This window comes from Streptomyces sp. NPDC060002 (assembly GCF_042737245.1).
GTDB lineage: Bacteria > Actinomycetota > Actinomycetes > Streptomycetales > Streptomycetaceae > Streptomyces.
On record NZ_JBHWUW010000017.1, the window covers coordinates 129,673 to 147,837 of the forward strand.

General features: G+C 69.4%; 13 protein-coding genes and 1 tRNA gene. 13 read left to right on the forward strand and 1 reads right to left on the reverse strand.

Features of this window, described 5'->3' with window-relative positions; genetic code table 11:
• Window positions 1-11: 11 nt before the first annotated feature.
• The 13 genes from ACFWBD_RS17860 (at window position 12) to ACFWBD_RS17920 (ending at window position 17,307) form a co-directional block, all read left to right on the forward strand.
• A complete protein-coding gene (locus ACFWBD_RS17860; protein ID WP_385667519.1) occupies window positions 12-614 on the forward strand; it encodes a small secreted protein in 603 nt (200 codons plus the stop codon).
• A gap of 56 nt (window positions 615-670) precedes the next feature.
• Complete coding sequence (locus ACFWBD_RS17865; protein WP_385667520.1) at window positions 671-2,212, forward strand: methyltransferase; 1,542 nt, start codon at window positions 671-673, stop codon at window positions 2,210-2,212.
• A gap of 493 nt (window positions 2,213-2,705) precedes the next feature.
• Window positions 2,706-2,903, forward strand: coding sequence for a hypothetical protein (locus ACFWBD_RS17870; protein ID WP_385667521.1), 198 nt, complete (start codon window positions 2,706-2,708; stop codon window positions 2,901-2,903).
• Between the two features lie 338 nt (window positions 2,904-3,241).
• On the forward strand, window positions 3,242-6,082 hold the full coding sequence (gene topA, locus ACFWBD_RS17875) for a type I DNA topoisomerase (RefSeq protein WP_385667522.1): 2,841 nt from the start codon (window positions 3,242-3,244) through the stop codon (window positions 6,080-6,082).
• Between the two features lie 104 nt (window positions 6,083-6,186).
• Complete coding sequence (gene tmk, locus ACFWBD_RS17880) at window positions 6,187-9,477, forward strand: dTMP kinase (RefSeq protein WP_385667523.1); 3,291 nt, start codon at window positions 6,187-6,189, stop codon at window positions 9,475-9,477.
• A gap of 133 nt (window positions 9,478-9,610) precedes the next feature.
• Window positions 9,611-10,816, forward strand: a complete 1,206-nt coding sequence (locus tag ACFWBD_RS17885) for a DNA polymerase III subunit delta' (RefSeq protein ID WP_385667524.1) — start codon at window positions 9,611-9,613, stop codon at window positions 10,814-10,816.
• A 223-nt stretch (window positions 10,817-11,039) separates the two neighbouring features.
• Entirely contained in the window at window positions 11,040-12,617 is a 1,578-nt protein-coding gene (locus ACFWBD_RS17890; protein ID WP_385667525.1) for an alpha/beta hydrolase, read from the forward strand.
• Between the two features lie 106 nt (window positions 12,618-12,723).
• A tRNA-Thr gene (locus ACFWBD_RS17895) sits at window positions 12,724-12,797 on the forward strand.
• Window positions 12,798-13,248: 451 nt separating this feature from the next.
• On the forward strand, window positions 13,249-13,653 hold the full coding sequence (locus ACFWBD_RS17900; RefSeq protein ID WP_385667526.1) for a hypothetical protein: 405 nt from the start codon (window positions 13,249-13,251) through the stop codon (window positions 13,651-13,653).
• On the forward strand, window positions 13,625-14,245 hold the full coding sequence (locus tag ACFWBD_RS17905) for a M48 family metallopeptidase (protein WP_385667527.1): 621 nt from the start codon (window positions 13,625-13,627) through the stop codon (window positions 14,243-14,245). Before ACFWBD_RS17900 ends, ACFWBD_RS17905 begins: the two co-directional genes overlap by 29 nt.
• A gap of 95 nt (window positions 14,246-14,340) precedes the next feature.
• On the forward strand, window positions 14,341-15,288 hold the full coding sequence (locus ACFWBD_RS17910; RefSeq protein ID WP_385667528.1) for an ABC-three component system protein: 948 nt from the start codon (window positions 14,341-14,343) through the stop codon (window positions 15,286-15,288).
• Window positions 15,285-15,551, forward strand: coding sequence for an ABC-three component system middle component 6 (locus tag ACFWBD_RS17915; RefSeq protein WP_385667529.1), 267 nt, complete (start codon window positions 15,285-15,287; stop codon window positions 15,549-15,551). The genes ACFWBD_RS17910 and ACFWBD_RS17915 overlap by 4 nt, the downstream gene beginning before the upstream one ends.
• Complete coding sequence (locus ACFWBD_RS17920) at window positions 15,529-17,307, forward strand: ABC-three component system protein (RefSeq protein WP_385667530.1); 1,779 nt, start codon at window positions 15,529-15,531, stop codon at window positions 17,305-17,307. Before ACFWBD_RS17915 ends, ACFWBD_RS17920 begins: the two co-directional genes overlap by 23 nt.
• 22 nt (window positions 17,308-17,329) lie before the next feature.
• On the opposite strand, the gene ACFWBD_RS17925 is transcribed toward ACFWBD_RS17920, so the two are convergent.
• Window positions 17,330-18,010, reverse strand: a complete 681-nt coding sequence (locus tag ACFWBD_RS17925; protein WP_385667531.1) for a hypothetical protein — start codon at window positions 18,008-18,010, stop codon at window positions 17,330-17,332.
• Between the last annotated feature and the right edge of the window lie 155 nt (window positions 18,011-18,165).

Sequence of the window (18,165 nt, forward strand, 5' to 3'; positions counted from 1 at the left end):
GGCCGAGAGCCATGGAAGGGACCAACCCGGTGAACAAGAAGCTCGCGGCCGTGGTGTCCGGCGGTGCGGTACTGGTACTGGCGCTGTCCGGATGCAGCAGTGACGACGACGGCAACAAGGAGCTCGACGCCTGGGCCAAGCAGGTCTGCGACGCGCTGCCTGCCCAGGACGCGAAGGTCGACGCGGCCAATGCCGCGATCAAGCAGGCCGCCACGGACAACAACGCTCCGGCGAACGTCCAGAAGACCGACTCGCAGGCCTTCCAGGACATGTCCGACGCCTATGGAGCGCTCGCCCAGGCCGTCCAGAAGGCCGGGACACCGCCCGGTGTCGACGACGGCGAGAAGAAGCAGAAGGACGCCGTCTCGGCGCTCACCACTCTCTCGACCTCCTACGCGGGCCTGAAGAAGCAGGTCGACGCGCTGGACACGAAGGACCAGGCGAAGTTCGCCGACGGTCTTCAGAACATCGCCACCGACCTCGGCGAGCTCAGCAAGAGCGGCAACACCGCGCTGAAGAACCTCGAGCAGGGCGACGTCAAGAACGCCATGGCCAACCAGGCCAACTGCAAGAAGGTGGCCTCCTCCGCCTCGGCGCGCGCGACGACCAGCTGAGGCCGCGCGGCCGGGGGTGATCCGGGGGAACGCGCCCCGAGTGGTGACGGGAGACAATGGGGGGCGTGAGTAACGCCACCCTCTTCCCCCTGCCCTCCGTCGACCGCCCCGACGTGGCCGCCCGGCTGCGCGAGGCGCTGCTCGCGGCCTCCTTCACCGCGGACGGCCTCCTCGAGCTGCTCGGCGCGCCCGCCTACGCGGCCCTGGCCCGCAGCGAGACCGTGCCGGCGCTGCGCGCGACCCGCGGGGACACGCCGCTGAAGACACTCGTCCGCCTCTTCCTGCTCCAGCAGCCCGTGCCGCACGCGCGCGTGGAGGAGTTCCTGCCCGTGCACGCGTGCGTGGAGAGCGGCTGGCTGGTCCGCACGGGTGAGGACGAGGTCGCCGCGACCGTGGACGTACGGCCGTACGGCGGGCCGGACGGCGAGGACTGGTTCATCATCTCCGACCTCGGGTGCGCGGTCGGTGGCGCGGGTGGCAGCGGGAGCGAGGGCCGGCAGGCGGACACGGCTGTCGTCCTCGGCGTCGGCGGCGCGTCGACGACCCTCGCCGGTATCACCGTGCGCACGCCCGTCTCCGCCGCTCTCGACCTCGGCACCGGCTCCGGCATCCAGGCGCTGCACGCCGCGCAGCACGCCACGCGCGTGACGGCGACCGACCTCAACCCGCGCGCGCTGCACATCACCGCGCTCACGCTCGCGCTGTCCGGGGCTCCGGCGGCGGACCTGCGCGAGGGCTCGCTGTTCGAACCGGTCCGCGACGACGAGACGTACGACCTGATCGTGTCGAATCCGCCGTTCGTGATCTCGCCGGGCGCCCGACTGACCTACCGGGACGGCGGGATGGGCGGGGACGATCTGTGCCGCTCGCTCGTTCAAGGGGCGGGGGAACGGCTGAGCGAGGGCGGGTTCGCGCAGTTCCTCGCCAACTGGCAGCACGTGGAGGGGGAGAACTGGCAGGACAGGCTCAGGTCGTGGGTGCCGCGCGGGTGCGACGCGTGGATCGTGCAGCGCGAGGTGCAGGACGTCACGCAGTACGCGGAGCTCTGGCTGAGGGACGCCGGTGACCACCGGGGTGACCAGGCCGAGTACCAGGCGCACTACGACACATGGCTGGACGAGTTCGAGGCACGCAAGGTGAAGGCCGTCGGCTTCGGCTGGATCACGCTGCGCAGGACGACGGCCGCCGAGCCCGTGATCACGGTGGAGGAGTGGCCGCACCCGGTGGAACAGCCGCTGGGCGACGCCGTCCTGGCGCACTTCGGACGGCTGGACTATCTGCGCGCCCATGACGACGCGGCCTTGCTCGCCGGGCGATTCCGGCTGGCCACGGAGGTCGTCCAGGAGCAGGTCGGGCTGCCCGGCGCCGAGGATCCGGAGCACGTCGTGCTGCGCCAGCACCGCGGCATGCGCCGGGCCACCAAGGTGGACACGGTCGGCGCGGGCTTCGCGGGCGTGTGCGACGGCTCGCTGAGCGCCGGCCGCATTCTCGACGCCATCGCCCAACTGGTCGGCGAGGATCCGGTGTTGCTGCGGGACCGCACTCCGGCCCAGATCCGTCTTCTGGTGGAGCAGGGTTTCCTCGAACCGGCGGAGTGACCCGGCCGGGTCCGGACGGACCCGGCCCCTCGGAGCGTGCTATCGGACACCATCCGGAAGATCGCCCGGGACGGCATCCGGGACATCGCCCGGGGGATCCTCCGGATCATCAGCCGGAACGTCTTTCGTTGCCCGGACCGCTCCGGACCGTTCTCCCTGCTCTCCCCGTTCTCCATGTCTTCTTCGCGCTCGGTGCCGATTCGCCAAGATCGTATGCAGTGTGAGCCGATCGACAACGCCGACAACGGCGAAGTCGGCCGGAAAGGCCCGTACCCGCTTCGGTGTGCTCCACCGCACTGCGGGCGGCCCGGGGGCCATGCCCCGGTGGCCTGCGGGCCGGGCCCCGACGACACCCCGGCCGGCGGCTCACCCAGCCCTCCGCCCCCACCCGTAGCCCCGGCGTTCACCTCGGGTTCGCCGGGGCGCCGCCCGCGCGTGACAGCCTCCCCTGGCCGGGGCAGACGCGGGCCGAGCAAGAGGGGCGGGGACGATCATGGAGAGCGGGCCGACGATCTTCACAGGAACGGTGTTCGCCCTGTTCGGGGGTGCCCTGTTGATGTGGACCGCGGTCAGGGTCCGGCACCGTGAAACGGTGGCCCAAGGTGTGAGCCCCGTCGCATCGGCGACCCTGGCGACCCTGGCCTCCGTCGTCGCGCTGGCCGTCGGGGTGTGGTGCTTCACCCGGCTCTGAAGCCGCCTCCGGGACCACCTGCGGGACCATCTACGAGGCCGACGCCGTGGCCGTCTTCGCGGATTTCGGCGGACCCCCGTTCGAACCGCGTGAACGTGGTGGCGCCGTGGTCGCGCCGGTAAAGGGGTAGACGCGTTCCGGTCGTACGGAAAAGGGCCGGTCGGCACTCCGGGCGGCAGGAATGGCGGTAGTCGGGTTACCGTTCGAGTGGCCGTTGCGGGCTTTTCCCGTTTGACACGGGGGCGGGATGTACCGTCACACTCCGCAGCGTCACCATGACCCGACCCCGGCAGCAAGGCCTGGGGAGGCCCCAGCGTCGACCGGAGAGAAGAGCGAAGTTGTCCCCGACCAGCGAGACCGCAAAGGGCGGCCGCCGACTCGTGATCGTCGAGTCGCCCGCCAAGGCGAAGACGATCAAGGGGTACCTCGGCCCCGGCTACATCGTCGAGGCCAGCGTCGGGCACATCCGTGACCTTCCCAACGGCGCCGCGGAGGTGCCGGACCAGTACACGGGCGAGGTTCGCCGCCTCGGTGTGGACGTCGAACACGACTTCCAGCCGATCTATGTGGTCAACGCGGACAAGCGGGCGCAGGTCAAGAAGCTCAAGGAGCTCCTCAAGGAATCCGACGAGCTCTTCCTCGCCACCGATGAGGACCGCGAGGGCGAGGCGATCGCCTGGCACCTCCAGGAGGTCCTCAAGCCGAAGATCCCGGTCAAGCGGATGGTGTTCCACGAGATCACCAAGGACGCGATCAGGGCCGCCGTCGCCAACCCGCGCCAGCTCAACCAGAAGCTCGTCGACGCCCAGGAGACCCGCCGCATCCTCGACCGTCTCTACGGCTACGAGGTATCGCCGGTCCTGTGGAAGAAGGTCATGCCGCGCCTGTCGGCCGGCCGTGTCCAGTCCGTCGCCACCCGTCTCGTCGTGGAGCGGGAACGCGAGCGCATCGCGTTTCGTTCTGCCGAGTACTGGGACCTGACGGGCACCTTCTCGACCGGCCGCGCAGGGGATGCGTCGGACCCGTCGTCGCTGGTCGCCCGCCTCCAGACCGTCGACGGCAGGCGGGTCGCGCAGGGCCGCGACTTCGACTCCCTGGGACAACTCAAGAGCGCGAACATCCTCCACCTCGACGAGGCGAACGCCCGCGCCCTGGCCGTCGCCCTGGAGAACACGCGGTTCGCCGTCCGGTCCGTCGAGTCGAAGCCCTACCGCCGCTCGCCGTACGCCCCGTTCCGTACGACGACGCTTCAGCAGGAGGCCAGCCGCAAGCTCGGTTTCGGCGCCAAGGCCACCATGCAGGTCGCGCAGAAGCTGTACGAGAACGGCTACATCACGTACATGCGTACGGACTCCACGACGCTGAGCGAGACGGCCATCACCGCCGCCCGCGCCCAGGTCACGCAGCTGTACGGCGCCGACTACCTGCCGCCCCAGCCGCGCAAGTACGCCGGCAAGGTCAAGAACGCGCAGGAGGCGCACGAGGCGATTCGCCCTTCGGGTGATCGTTTCCGCACGCCTGCCGAGACCGGCCTGACCGGCGACCAGTTCAAGCTCTACGAGCTGATCTGGAAGCGGACGGTCGCCTCCCAGATGAAGGACGCGGTCGGCAACAGCGTCACGGTGAAGATCGGCGGCAACGCGGCCGACGGCCGGGACGTCGAGTTCAGCGCCTCCGGCAAGACGATCACCTTCCACGGCTTCCTGAAGGCGTACGTCGAAGGCGCCGACGACCCGAACGCCGAGCTGGACGACCGCGAGCGCCGGCTGCCCCAGGTCGGCGAGGGCGACGCGCTGACCGCCGAGGAGATCACGGTCGACGGGCACGCCACCAAGCCCCCGGCCCGCTACACCGAGGCCAGCCTGGTCAAGGAGCTCGAAGAGCGCGAGATCGGCCGCCCGTCGACGTACGCGTCGATCATCGGCACGATCCTCGACCGCGGCTACGTCTTCAAGAAGGGCACGGCACTCGTGCCGTCCTTCCTGTCCTTCGCCGTGGTCAACCTCCTGGAGAAGCACTTCGGCCGACTGGTCGACTACGACTTCACCGCCAGGATGGAGGACGACCTCGACCGCATCGCCCGCGGTGAGGCGCAGGCCGTGCCGTGGCTGAAGCGGTTCTACTTCGGCGAAGGACAGGGTCACGGCGGTGCGGCCGAGGCCGGCAACGGCGACGGTGACCACCTCGGCGGCCTCAAGGAGCTGGTGACCGACCTGGGCGCGATCGACGCGCGCGAGGTGTCGTCGTTCCCGGTGGGCAACGACATCGTGCTGCGAGTCGGGCGCTACGGCCCCTACATCGAGCGCGGCGAGAAGGACTCCGAGGGCCACCAGCGGGCGGACGTGCCCGAGGACCTGGCCCCGGACGAGCTGTCCGTCGAACTCTCGGAGGAGCTGCTCGCCAAGCCGAGCGGCGACTTCGAGCTCGGTGCCGACCCGGAGAGCGGCCACCAGATCATCGCCCGGGACGGCCGCTACGGCCCGTACGTCACCGAGGTGCTCCCCGAGGGCACCCCGAAGACCGGCAAGAACGCCGTGAAGCCGCGTACGGCCTCGCTGTTCAAGTCGATGTCGCTGGACACGGTGACGCTGGCGGACGCCCTCAAGCTGATGTCGCTGCCGCGGGTCGTCGGCGCCGACGCGGAGGGCGTGGAGATCACCGCGCAGAACGGCCGCTACGGCCCCTACCTGAAGAAGGGCACGGACTCGCGGTCGCTCCAGACCGAGGACCAGCTCTTCACGATCACCCTCGAAGAGGCGCTGGAGATCTACTCCCAGCCCAAGCAGCGTGGCCGGGCCGCCGCCAAGCCGCCGCTGAAGGAGCTGGGCGCGGACCCGGTCAGCGGACAGCCGGTCGTCGTCAAGGACGGTCGCTTCGGGCCGTACGTCACCGACGGGGAGACCAACGCGACCCTGCGCTCCGGTGACAGCGTCGAGGAGATCACTCCGGAGCGCGGCTTCGAGCTGCTCGCCGAGAAGCGCGCCAAGGCGCCGGCCAAGAAGACGGCCAAGAAGGCGCCCGCGAAGAAGGCGACGGCGAAGAAGACGGCCCCGGCGAAGAAGACGGCCGCCAAGAAGACCGCCGCGAAGACGACGGCGAAGACGACGACAGCGAAGACGACGACGAAGAAGACGGTCGCGAAGAAGGCGACGGCTTCCCCGGCCTCGTCCGAGGACTGATCCACGACGGCTAAACCAACGCCCCGGCATCACTTTGGTGTCGGGGCGGTCGTACGCGTGGACGGGGGCGACCGGGTGTCAGTCGCGGCCGATAGGCTGAAAGCATGACGCGAGCCGAGCAGCCAACGGCCCACCACCCGGCACCGGACGACGCCTTGGTGGCGGACTCCCGCGAGCGCGCTGTGCGCGCCCTGTTGCGCGAGCCGCAGCTCAAACGGCTCTGGAGCGCACAGCTGGTGAGCGGGGTGGGAGACGCCCTCGCACTCCTTGTGTTCGTTCTCCTCGTCCTCCAGGCGGCCATCGTGGAGGGCTCCTTCGGGGGCGGCTACCGCGGCGTGGCCTTCGCGGTGGCGACCGTCTTCGCGGTGCGCATTCTGGCCACCCTCCTCTTCGGCGCCGTCCTCCTGGGCCCGCTGACCGCACTGACCTCGCCGGACGGCCCGCTCGACCGCCGTTGGACCATGGTCGGGGCGGACGGTGTGCGCGCCGCGCTGCTGATCGTCGCGCCGCTGTGGATCGACTGGACGCCGGACGACGCGCCGGCTCTGCTGCTCGTCACGGTGTTCGTGACCGGGGTCGCCGAGCGGTTCTGGACGGTCGCCCGCGAGAGCGCGTCCCCGGCCCTGCTGCCCGCCCCGCCGCTGGAGGGCGCGACCGTACGGCCGCTGCCGGACCACATGGACGCCCTGCGCCGCCTGTCGCTGCGCACGAGCTTCGTGACAATCCCGCTGGGCGCGGCCACGCTGGTCGTCGCGGCATTGTTCAACAATCTTCTGGGCGCCGGGATCGACTGGTTCGGACAGCACCAGGCGGCCCTCGCCTCGTATGTCGCCGGGGGACTCTTCGCCGGGTCCCTGTCCATCGTGACCTTCCTGGAGCTGCCCGCAGTGCGCACCCCGCGCGCGCGGTCGCCGCTCGAGGGGCTGCGCCGGCCCAAAACCGCCGCCGGCGTCGAGGCGGGCCGCACCGGCGCGATCCCGCTGCTGATCCTCGCCTGCGCCGCCGTCGCCGGGGCGGTCTCCGCCGCCGTCGCCGTGGCCGTGCTGCACGCCAAGGACCTGGGCGGCGGTCCGGTCATGTACGGGCTGTTCGTGCTCGCGCTGACCGGCGGGGTCGTCGTAGGCATCCGTACGGCGCCGAAGGTGCTGGCGGCGCTGTCGCGGCGCAGGCTGCTCGCGCTGGCCATCGCCTTCACCGGCGTGGCGCTGCTGGCCGCCGGGCTGGTCCCGGACGTCACCAGCGTGCTGCTGATCCTGGTCCTGGCCGGCGTCGGCGCGGGCGTCGCCGCCAACACCGGGCACGCCCTGCTCGACCAGGAGACCGAGGAGAACCGCCGGGCGCGGACGACGGAGCATCTGCACGCCGTCGTACGGGTCGTGGTGGCGCTGGGGGTGGTGATCGCCCCGCTGGTGGCGGCGCTCATCGGACCGCACCGGCTGGAGAACGGCAAGTTCGTGTTCGCGCACGGCGGGGCGGCGTTCACGCTGATGCTGGTCGGCGCGCTGCTGCTGCCGGTGGCCGCACTGGTGCTGGCCAGGGTCGACGACCGTTCCGGCGTACCTCTGCGGCAGGACCTGCGGGACGCGCTGCTCGGCGGCGACGACCCGGTGCAGACATCGGTCGGGACGGGCTTCTTCATCGCCCTGGAGGGCGGTGACGGCGCCGGCAAGTCCACGCAGGCCGAGGCGCTCGCCGAGTGGATCAGGGCCAAGGGCCACGAGGTCGTCCTCACCCGTGAGCCGGGGGCCACGCCCGTGGGCAAGCGGCTGCGTTCGATCCTGCTGGACGTCTCCAGCGCCGGGCTCTCGCACCGCGCGGAGGCCCTGCTGTACGCGGCGGACCGCGCGGAGCACGTCGACACGGTCGTCCGGCCCGCCCTGGAGCGCGGCGCGGTGGTCATCACCGACCGGTACATCGACTCGTCCGTGGCCTACCAGGGCGCGGGCCGCGACCTGTCCCCGACCGAGATCGCGCGGATCTCGCGCTGGGCGACGAACGGCTTGGTCCCGCATCTGACGGTCCTGCTGGACGTGTCGCCGGAGGCCGCCCGCGAGCGCTTCACGGAGGCACCGGACCGGCTGGAGTCGGAGCCGGCCGAGTTCCACACGCGGGTGCGCTCCGGCTTCCTCACGCTGGCCGCCGCCGACCCGGGCCGCTACCTGGTGGTCGACGCGGCCCAGGAGCCCGAGGCCGTCACGGCCGCCGTCCGGCACCGGCTCGACCAGCTGCTGCCCCTGTCCGAGGCCGAGATCAAGGCCCAGGAGGAGGCGCGCAGGAAGGCCGAGGAGGAGGCCCGCCGCAAGGCCGAGGAAGAGGCCGCGCGCAAGGCCGAGGAGGAGCGCCTGGAGCGTGAGCGCCAGGCGCAGCTCGCCAAGCTGCGCGCCGAGGAGGAGGAGCGCAAGCGGCGCGAGCTGGAGGAGGCGCAGCGGCGCGAGGCCGAACGGCAGGCCGAGGAGGCGCGGCTGCGCGCCGAGGAAGCACGCAGGCGTGCCGAGGAGGAGCGGGTCCGGCTCCTCGCGGAGGAGAAGGCCCGCGCCGAGGAGGAGGCCCGCCGCAAGGCGGAGGATGAGCGGCGCCGCCGGCAGGCCGAGGAGGAGGCGCGGCTGCGTGCCGAGGCCGAGGCCCGGCGTCTGGAGAAGCAGCGCAAGGCCGAGGAGGCGCTGCTGCGGGCCGAGCAGGCCCGGCGTGCGGCGGAGCAGGCCGCCGCCGCGGCGCAGGTCGGACCGAAGCCGGCGCGCCCCACGGCGGCCGCGGCTTCGGCGGCTCCGGCGGTCCCGCCGGAGGCCGTGACCGTGCCGACGCCCGTGGTGACTCCGACGAACGCGTCGGGCGGGCCGGTGGACGAGACGGCGGTGCTGCCGCCGATCCGGATGGACAAGGAGCCCGCGCAGCCCTCCCGGCCGACCGGGAACGCGTCCGGATCCGGGAAGCCCTCGGGCTCCGCGGGCGGGGCCGACGCCGAGGTGACGGCCGAGCTGCCGCAGCCCTCGATTCCGCCGGGCGCCGCGGACGAGACGGCGGTACTGCGGCCGGTGCGCGGCGAGAGCTCCGAGGACGAGACGGCCGTACTGCCTCCGGTCCGCGAGGCGAACCCTGCCGACGAGACGGCCGTGCTGCCTCCCGTGCGGGACCAGAGCCCCTCGGACCGGGTGCCGTCGGGCTACTTCCGCGACGAGCGGGGCGAGCGGGACGGGGCGCGGCCGGACGGGGCCGACGACCGTACACGTGAGCTGCCGCAGGTCGACGAGGAGGGCGCGCCCCGGCAGCGACCCCGGCCGGACTGGGCCGAGGAGACCCCGCTGGACGATCTGCCCACGCTGGCGGACGAACTGCTGGGCCCGCGCCGGGACGAGGACGGCAACGACGAGGACCGCGGGCAGGGCCGGCGCCGCTGAGCGGTCCGGCGCCGCCGGGCGTCCCGCCGCCGTTCGTCGGCGGGACGTCGACCTCACCCGTGACCCGATTGTCAGTGGCTCCCCGCACAATGGAAGCCGCAACGCGAAACATGACGAAAGGGCGGCGTGAGGCATGACCGTGTGGGACGACCTCGTCGGGCAGGAGAAGGTGAGCGAGCAGCTCGCCGCTGCCGCTCGGGACGCCGACGCGCTCGTCACCGCGGCCGGCTCCGCCGCTCCGCCGCCCGAGACGTCGAGGATGACGCACGCCTGGCTGATCACGGGCCCGCCCGGCGCCGGTCGCGGCCAGGTGGCGAGGGCCTTCGCCGCCGCCCTCCAGTGCGTGAGCCCTGACCGGGCGCTCGGCGGTGTTCCGGGCTGCGGGTTCTGCGACGGCTGTCATACGGCGCTCATCGGCACCCACGCCGACGTCAACACCGTCGCCGCCGTCGGTTCGCAGATCCTCGCCGAGGACATGCGCGACACGGTCCGTAAGTCGTACACCTCGCCCGCCACGGGCCGTTGGCAGATCATCCTCGTCGAGGACGCCGAGCGGCTGAACGAGAAGTCGGCCAACGCCGTTCTGAAAGCCGTCGAGGAGCCCGCCCCACGGACGGTCTGGCTGCTCTGCGCGCCCTCTCTGGAGGATGTGCTGCCCACCATCCGCTCCCGCTGCCGGCACCTGACCCTGCGCACACCCTCCGTCGACGCCGTCGCCGACATGCTCGTCCGGCGCGAGGGCATCGAGCCGGCCATCGCCGCGGCCGCCGCCCGCGCCACCCAGGGGCACGTCGGCCGGGCCCGCCGGCTGGCCACCGACCCCGCCGCCCGTGAGCGCCGCGCGTCCGTGCTGAAGCTGCCCCTGCGGGTCGACGACGTCGGCGGCTGCCTCAGGGCGGCCCAGGAGCTGGTCGACGCGGCGAGCGAGGACGCCAAGCAGCTCGCGGAGGAGATGGACGGCAAGGAGACCGAGGAGCTGAAGGCGGCGCTGGGCGCGGTCCAGGGCGGCCGGATGCCGCGCGGTACGGCGGGCGTGATGAAGGATCTGGAGGACAAGCAGAAGCGCCGCAGGACGCGCACGCAGCGCGACAGCCTCGACCTTGCGCTCACCGATCTGACCGCCTTCTACCGCGACGTCCTCGCCCTCCAGCTCGGCTCCCGCATCGCGATCGCCAACGTGGACGCCGAGGACGCCCTGGAGCGGCTCGCCCGCGGCAGCAGCCCGGAGTCGACCCTCCGCCGTATCGAGGCCATCGCCGGGTGCAGACAGGCCCTCGACCGCAATGTGGCTCCGCTGCTGGCGGTGGAGGCGATGACGATGGCGCTCAGAGCGGGCTGACCCGCCGTCCGCGCCCGCCGTCCGCGCCCGCCGTCCGCGGCCCGCGGCCGCCGTCCGCGCCCGCCGTTCGCGCCCGGGGTCGGCGCCCGCCGTCGGCGAGCGGGGTTGGCGAGCGGGCCCGGCAACGGCACCCGACGTCGATCTTGGGTTGACGGTGTCACTCGTCCGTGTCCGTTCGCGTACGTACGGCGTTCACGACATTGCGCAGAGTTACGCTCGCTGGATGCACATCAGGCGCTCTCTCCGCAGGTCCCGCACCGGCGTCACGCTCCTCTCGCTCGCCGCGCTGCTCGTCTCCGGCTGTTCCGCCGCGGGGACGACGAGCTCCGCAGGGTCCACGGCGGTGGCTGCGCTCGTCGCACTGCCGCGGGCCACGCCGTCGGCGCTCGCGCCGTACTACGGGCAGAAGCTGAGCTGGCGCGGCTGCGGTGTGCCCGGCTTCGAGTGCGCCACCCTGAAGGCGCCGCTCGACTACGCCGAGCCGGGCGCGGGCGACGTCCGGCTCGCGGTCGCCCGCAAGAAGGCGACGGGCCCGGGCAAGCGGCTCGGCTCGCTGCTGGTGAACCCGGGCGGACCGGGCGGCTCGGCGGTCGGCTACCTCCAGCAGTACGCCGGCATCGGCTACCCCGCCGGAGTCCGCGCCCGTTACGACATGGTCGCCGTCGACCCGCGGGGCGTGGCCCGCAGTGAGCCCGTGGAGTGCCTCGACGGGCGCGCGATGGACACGTACACACAGACGGACACCACCCCCGACGACCAGCGGGAGACCGGCGAACTCGTCGACGCGTACAAGGGGTTCGCGGAGGGCTGCGGCGCGCACTCGGCGCGGCTGCTGCGGCACGTCTCCACCGTGGAGGCGGCCCGTGACATGGACATCCTGCGCGCGGTCCTGGGCGACGGGAAGCTCACGTACGTGGGGGCGTCGTACGGGACGTTCCTCGGCGCGACGTACGCGGGGCTCTTCCCGAACGGGGTGGGCCGGCTCGTCCTGGACGGCGCGTTGGACCCCTCGCTGCCCGCCCGCCGACTGAACCTGGACCAGACGGCGGGCTTCGAGACGGCGTTCCAGTCGTTCGCGAAGGACTGTGTCACGCGACCCGACTGCCCGCTCGGCGGCAAGGGCACGGCTCCCGCCAAGGTCGGCGAGAACCTCAAAGCCTTCTTCCGCAAGCTCGACGCGCATCCGATCCCCACCGGCGACCCGGACGGCCGCAAGCTCGGCGAGGCCCTCGCCACCACCGGCGTGATCGCGGCGATGTACGACGAGAGCACCTGGGAGCAGCTGCGCGAGGCGCTGAACTCGGCGATCAAGGACAAGGACGGCGCGGGCCTGCTCGCCCTCTCCGACAGCTACTACGAGCGGGACGCCGACGGCCGCTACGCCAATCTGATGGCAGCCAACGCGGCGGTGAACTGCCTCGACCTCCCCGCGGCCTTCTCCACCCCCGACCAGGTCGAGAAGGCACTCCCGTCCTTCGAGAAGGCCTCCCCGGTCTTCGGCGAGGGCCTCGCCTGGGCCTCCTTGAACTGCGCCTACTGGCCGGTGAGGCCCACGGGCGAGCCGCACCGCATCGAGGCGAAGGGCGCCGCCCCGATCGTCGTCGTCGGCACCACCCGCGACCCGGCGACCCCGTACCGTTGGGCCCGGTCCCTGGCCCACCAGCTCACCTCGGCCCGACTCCTCACCTACGAGGGCGACGGCCACACCGCCTACGGCCGCGGCAGTGCCTGCATCGACTCCGCGATCGACACCTACCTGCTCCACGGAACCCCTCCGACGGACGGCAAGCGCTGCAAGTAGCGACTGGTGCGGCCCCGGGAGGACCCTCCCGAGGCCTGTTCGGAGCACCTCTGGAAACTGTGTAGACTTACCGACGTTGCTGATCGCACCATGGTGTGGACAGCGCGCCGCCTTAGCTCAGATGGCCAGAGCAACGCACTCGTAATGCGTAGGTCTCGGGTTCGAATCCCGAAGGCGGCTCCGGAAAACCCTGGGACTCACTCGCCGTGACCTGGGGTTTTTCCTTTTCCTTGATCGACTTGTGGTCTAAACCACTTGCCGATTGGGTCCCGAGGCGGCTCGATGGGGCCCGATCTGGGGCCCGCGCGAGTCCAGTTCATCCGCGTTTAGTCGCTCCTGTGCGTGGGCCATCATCCGCATCGACGGGCCCCGAGCATCGCCTGCATGGCTTTCCGTGCGACCGGCGGCCAGCGCCAGACTCTCGGCCTCGTGGCGGCCGTCGTGGAGCATCGGCGGTGGCAGGCCGGACAGCTCTAACAGCCGGTCTCAGCGGTCGGAGAAGTTGTGAGGGTGGTTCACCTTGCAGTTCGTGACGCGGGCGCGGCGCTCCAGACGGCGCGCATTGTGACGATCCAGATGAAGACGCCCGGGGCGTGGTGGGCGGGAAAGCCGCGCGTTACCCGCACCGACCATGCTCGATACCCTGCTGCGCGGTATCGACGCTGCCGACATCAAGGCCTTCGCCCGCACCATGACCACCCCAGCCGACTACGGGCTGACCCGCACTGCCGTGTCTGAACTGGGCCTGAAATTCGTCAAGTTCCGCATCAAAGACGGCAAGCGCCGCGTGAACGCCCCGAAGTTCCGCGCGTACGGCGCCCAGACTGCCGTAGCCCGCCGCCAGGACGAGAAGATCGTCGCCGAGGGCATGCTCCTGCCGCATGGCCAGAAGCTGCTGATCGGCGAGCTCGAACAGATCCTCCTCCATACCTATCGAAGGGGATGGCTCAGCGGGAGCCGACTACCTCGCCCCGGTTCCTCTGCAGCGACGAAAAGCGCGATGATCTATGCGGTGGTCCGAGGGCTGGTCCGCTGAAAGACGGCTGGTCGCGGTGGTGCGGAGTCGGCGACGATGGATCTACGGCAAGCTCGACGAACGGACAGAGGAAGCGGCGCTACGGCCTGACAAGGAGTTCGTCACGGGAGAGGGCTTCCACTACCTCGGCCGCAGCTACCGGCTGAAGATCGTGGATGAGGCCCCCGTGCCCGTGGGATTGGTGCGTGGACGACTCCTCCTGCGGCGGGACTGTCTGGATCACGCCCAGGACGACCTCATCACCTGGTACCGCCGTCGGGGGAACGTCTGGTTGCCGACGCGCACGGAGCCGTGGGCTCAGCGGATGCGCGCGCCATTCCAGAACATCGCAGTACGCCGACTTGGCTACCGGTGGGGCTCCTGCAATCGAGAAGGCGGGGTCAATATTCACTGGGCCGCGATGCAACTTCCCGCAAAGTTGATCGACTACGTCTTGGTGCACGAGCTAGCCCACCTGCACAAGCGTGACCAGTGGCCAGAGTTCTGGACTCTCGTCGGCCGGGCCCTTCCGGACTATCGCGAGAGGAGGGACCAGTTAGATCAGTTTGGCGCGCTCCTGTGGCTCCCAGAGCCGATGAGTTCCCCAAAGTAGGCTGTTCAGCCATGAGTTGTCTGGGAAGCGGGCTACTCAGTGGGCTGGTAAGCCATTACGGTGCGTGGAGAGAGAACAGCACAGGGGAGGCGCCGGTGCTCCCGCACCAGAGGCAGTACGCGCACAGCAAGTTCCGGATGATGGTCGCGGGTAGCTCGGGCAACGAGTTTGAGAAGCTCTTCCACCTCCTGATGGAGCTACGCCACGGCGACTACGTTCCGATCCGGACCGCCGGCAGCATCGGTGACCTTGGTGGAGACGGCCTGCGGACGTCGTGTCGGACCCTGTACGCCTGCTACGCGCCGGAGACCTTCGACGTGTTCTCGGTCAAGGGCAAGTTCCACGGAGACGTGGAGAGCGCCATCATCCAGCGCCCGGAACAGTTCGATACCTTCGTCTTCGTCCACAACGACCAGCGTGGAGGCATCCACCCCGTCATATCGGGGCTGCTCGTGGACGCTGGTCAGAGGTTCCCTCGTGTCGCCTTCCAGCAGATGGGACCTCAGAAGCTCTGGAACGAGGCGATGTATCTCGATCGCTTGCAGATGGAGAGCCTGCTCGGGGAGACGATCCCGGTTGAGCAGGTTGTCTACAGCATCGGGCTCGCTGAAATCGAGCCTCTGCTGAAGCATCTTTCCGAGAGGCGTCAGCGTGTTCCCGACGCCTCCGTTACGTTGCCCACCACCTACAAGGTCGACTTCAACGGCCTCTCGGAGCAGGCTCGGGCGGTGCTCCAGGCCGGTCGGCCCTATGTCTATCTCGTCGACCAGTACTACCGAGACCTGCTCGACCAGATGGAGCGGGATGAGACAGCTGCCGGATTCCAGGCGTACTACACGCGAATGCGGCACGAGTACGGCGACGACACGGACGAGATCCTCTGGCAGATGCAACGCTTCGTGCTGGGCCAGGAGGCTCCTCGCTGGGACCGTGATGAAGCCGCAAAGGCTGTCCTTGCGTACTTCTTCGACGAATGTGACATCTTCGAGGTCCCCCCACTGGGCTGGAGACCGATGCACGTAGCGGACGGAGGAGCAGCATGATCACCCCAACCAAGGGGATCGCTCCCGACCGTGCGCTCTTGGCCGTCGGCGCCCAGATCATCATGCAGCTGGACCGCCCCCTCACAGTCAGTCAGGCATGGGCCCGACTCCGCGAGTGGCGGCGAGGACACGACCATCCGGCGCCCCTCTCTTTTGGCTGGTTCGTTCTAGCCCTGGACCTACTGCACGCCCTTGATCTCGTTGACCTGAGAGACGACCTCCTCACCAGAAAGGCCGCCCATGCTGCGCCAGCTCAGCGCTGACAATGAGCGGTTCAAGACGGTCACCTTTCAGTCGGGCCTCAACCTCGTCGTAGCGGAGTCCACCGCAGTCTCTCGATCAACCGACAGCCGGAACGGCTCAGGCAAGTCGAGCATGATCGAGCTGCTGCACTTCCTGCTGGGCGCACGAGCGGACAACAAGCATCTGGCGGCCCGCAAAGAGCTGCGGCAGACGGTTTTCACGCTCAGCCTGGACTGGCCCGGTCTGAGCCAGGAGCTGAGCGTCAGCCGGTCCGGCACTGACGTCAAGCACGTCACGCTGCGCCCGGCCCTTCTGAATCACCCAGAGTTGAGTGGTTCATCCAGGTGGTCCCTGTTTGGGATTGGAGCCGAAGAGGAGCAGAGGGTCCCTGTTGCTGAGTGGCAGGCGCTGATCGAGAAGGGCCTCTTCGGTCTCACCGGGGAGCATCCTGGAGTCAGCGGTCGAGCGCTGCTCTCCTTCCTCATCCGCCGAGTTGGCGACCATGGCTTCAATGAAGCGGTGCGCAGCTTCTCGCGCCAGTCCGAGGCGAAGGCGACGCCGAATCTGGCCTACCTGCTCGGCCTCGATTCCGCCCTTGCCGCCCGGTACCAGGACATCGCGGCGAAGAAGGCCACGCGAGATCAGCTGAAGAAGGCTGTGGACGACCCCGTCTGGGGCAAGGTGATCGGTAAGACAGCTGATCTTCGTGGCGAGATCGCTGTTCGGAACTCGAAGATCGTTGAACTCCAGAGAGAGATCGATGCATTCCGCGTCGTTCCCCAGTACGAGGAGCTCAAGGAGCGCGCTGACGAGCTGAGTAGGCGGATCCAGGATCTTGGTACGCAAGACGTGATCGACCGGCGGAATCTCGACCACCTCGAAAAGGCGGTGGCCGAGGCAGTCGATCCCGAGGTGCAGTACCTGGAACAGGTCTACGGCGAACTGGGCCTCATGCTGCCTGGTCAAGCTCTACGGCGGTTCGAGGACGTACGAGCCTTCCACACAGCGGTAGTGAGGAACCGGCGTACGTACCTCGGAGAGGAGATCGAGGCGACCCGCCGCAATCTCGAGGCCCGGAAAGCTGAGCGAGCCCGACTCGACACAGAGCTGAGCGCTGTCCTGAAGGACCTAAGTGAAGGTGGGGCGCTCGACCGTCTCACGGCGCTGCAGAAGATCCTGGCCCAGGAAGAGGCAAAGCTCGGGGCGCTGCAGCATCGATTGGAAGTCGCCCAGACGGTGGAGGCGAGCAGCCGGGAAATCGAGGCGACGCGCATCGACCTCGTTCGGGAAGTCGACACTGATCTGCAGGAGAGGCAGCAGCAGATCAGCCAGGCAACCGTTTTGTTCCACGAGCTTGCCAGTAGGCTGTATGGCAACGATCGGCCGGCCTACCTCTCGGTCGAGGCTGGGAAGACCAGCCTGAAGATCACTCCAAAGATCAGCAGCGATGTCAGCCAGGGGATCAACAAGATGTCGATCTTCTGCTTCGACCTCACCATGGCCGTAATCGGTCATCGTGAGGGTCGGGCTCCTGACTTCCTGGTCCACGACAGTCACATCTTTGACGGAGTCGACGACCGACAGGTGACGCGAGCACTCGAAGCCGCAGTGGATATCACCGAGGCAGAAGGCATGCAGTACATCGTCACCATCAACGAAGACAAGCTCACCCAGACCCGTAGTCTCGGGTTCGATCCGACGCCCTACGTCATCGAACCACTGCTGACAGATGCTTACGACGAAGGCGGGCTCTTCGGATTCCGGTTCGAACGGTAGGGACGGCTGCGGACTTCGGGAGTCAGATCCCGTTGAGCCCTCGCGTCGGTCCGAGATGCTGTTCCCATCCCGCCTCCAACATCCAGGCGACAGCGCTTATTCTCGCCAGGGCCTCGTCAGCCATGTCGTCGTCGAAATCCCAAGCCGGAGGCTGGGTGCGCCACTGAGGATCGACGTCGTCGATAAGCCGGTGCGCGAACGAGTTGCGGCGGTCCCTCAGCCACGGGATGTGCTCGTCGAGTTCCGTGCGGTCGATGACTGCCGACCAGCGTGCCGCGAGTTCCCGGGCCTTCTGGGTGAGGCCAGCCCTGTGCAGGCGCTCGTCGCCGGGCTGGTCCAGCATCTGGTTCATCAGGGATTCGAGGGCGGCAACAGAGGCAACGACGATCACGCCAGCACTGATCTGACGCACGTCCGTGTCGAGAACGTTCACCGACTCGTCGAGTATGAGGTCGCTTTCGCCCTCCCAGCCACGGACTCGATGGGCCCTGGCCTCGCGGTGCGCGTGCAGCTCTGCCAGCTCGACATCGACGCTCTTTGTGATCTTGCTACGAAGCCACGCAAGGGACGAGATGCGGTACTCGAAGGATACGAACTCGATGCGTGAGTGCCGACTGATGAAGTACTCGTCGCCGTAGGCGCGCACGTACCAGCCTTCCTTCGTGTCATCGTTGCCGTGCTGCTCAACTTCTGCCCCGGCCATGTGGATCAACCTCTCGTCCTACCTCGACATAACTGACCAGCTTCTCACGGAGGGAGAGGGCTAAGACTTGTCCCGTAAATGATCTTTGACGTGTTCGGGATGAGGCTGGCTGCCGTCGGAGCCTGCCGACTATCCGGCGAGGTTGAGGTTGTGCA

Excerpts from the sequence above, each read along its gene's own strand:
- tmk (WP_385667523.1), top strand. The coding sequence starts at position 6,187 with ATGACGCGAGCCGAGCAGCCAACGGCCCACCACCCGGCACCGGACGAC.
- ACFWBD_RS17885 (WP_385667524.1), top strand. The coding sequence starts at position 9,611 with ATGACCGTGTGGGACGACCTCGTCGGGCAGGAGAAGGTGAGCGAGCAG.
- ACFWBD_RS17870 (WP_385667521.1), top strand. The coding sequence starts at position 2,706 with ATGGAGAGCGGGCCGACGATCTTCACAGGAACGGTGTTCGCCCTGTTC.
- ACFWBD_RS17915 (WP_385667529.1), top strand. The coding sequence starts at position 15,285 with ATGATCACCCCAACCAAGGGGATCGCTCCCGACCGTGCGCTCTTGGCC.
- ACFWBD_RS17865 (WP_385667520.1), top strand. The coding sequence starts at position 671 with ATGGGGGGCGTGAGTAACGCCACCCTCTTCCCCCTGCCCTCCGTCGAC.
- ACFWBD_RS17900 (WP_385667526.1), top strand. The coding sequence starts at position 13,249 with ATGCTCGATACCCTGCTGCGCGGTATCGACGCTGCCGACATCAAGGCC.
- ACFWBD_RS17890 (WP_385667525.1), top strand. The coding sequence starts at position 11,040 with ATGCACATCAGGCGCTCTCTCCGCAGGTCCCGCACCGGCGTCACGCTC.
- ACFWBD_RS17905 (WP_385667527.1), top strand. The coding sequence starts at position 13,625 with ATGCGGTGGTCCGAGGGCTGGTCCGCTGAAAGACGGCTGGTCGCGGTG.
- ACFWBD_RS17860 (WP_385667519.1), top strand. The coding sequence starts at position 12 with ATGGAAGGGACCAACCCGGTGAACAAGAAGCTCGCGGCCGTGGTGTCC.
- ACFWBD_RS17920 (WP_385667530.1), top strand. The coding sequence starts at position 15,529 with ATGCTGCGCCAGCTCAGCGCTGACAATGAGCGGTTCAAGACGGTCACC.
- ACFWBD_RS17925 (WP_385667531.1), bottom strand. The coding sequence starts at position 18,010 with ATGGCCGGGGCAGAAGTTGAGCAGCACGGCAACGATGACACGAAGGAA.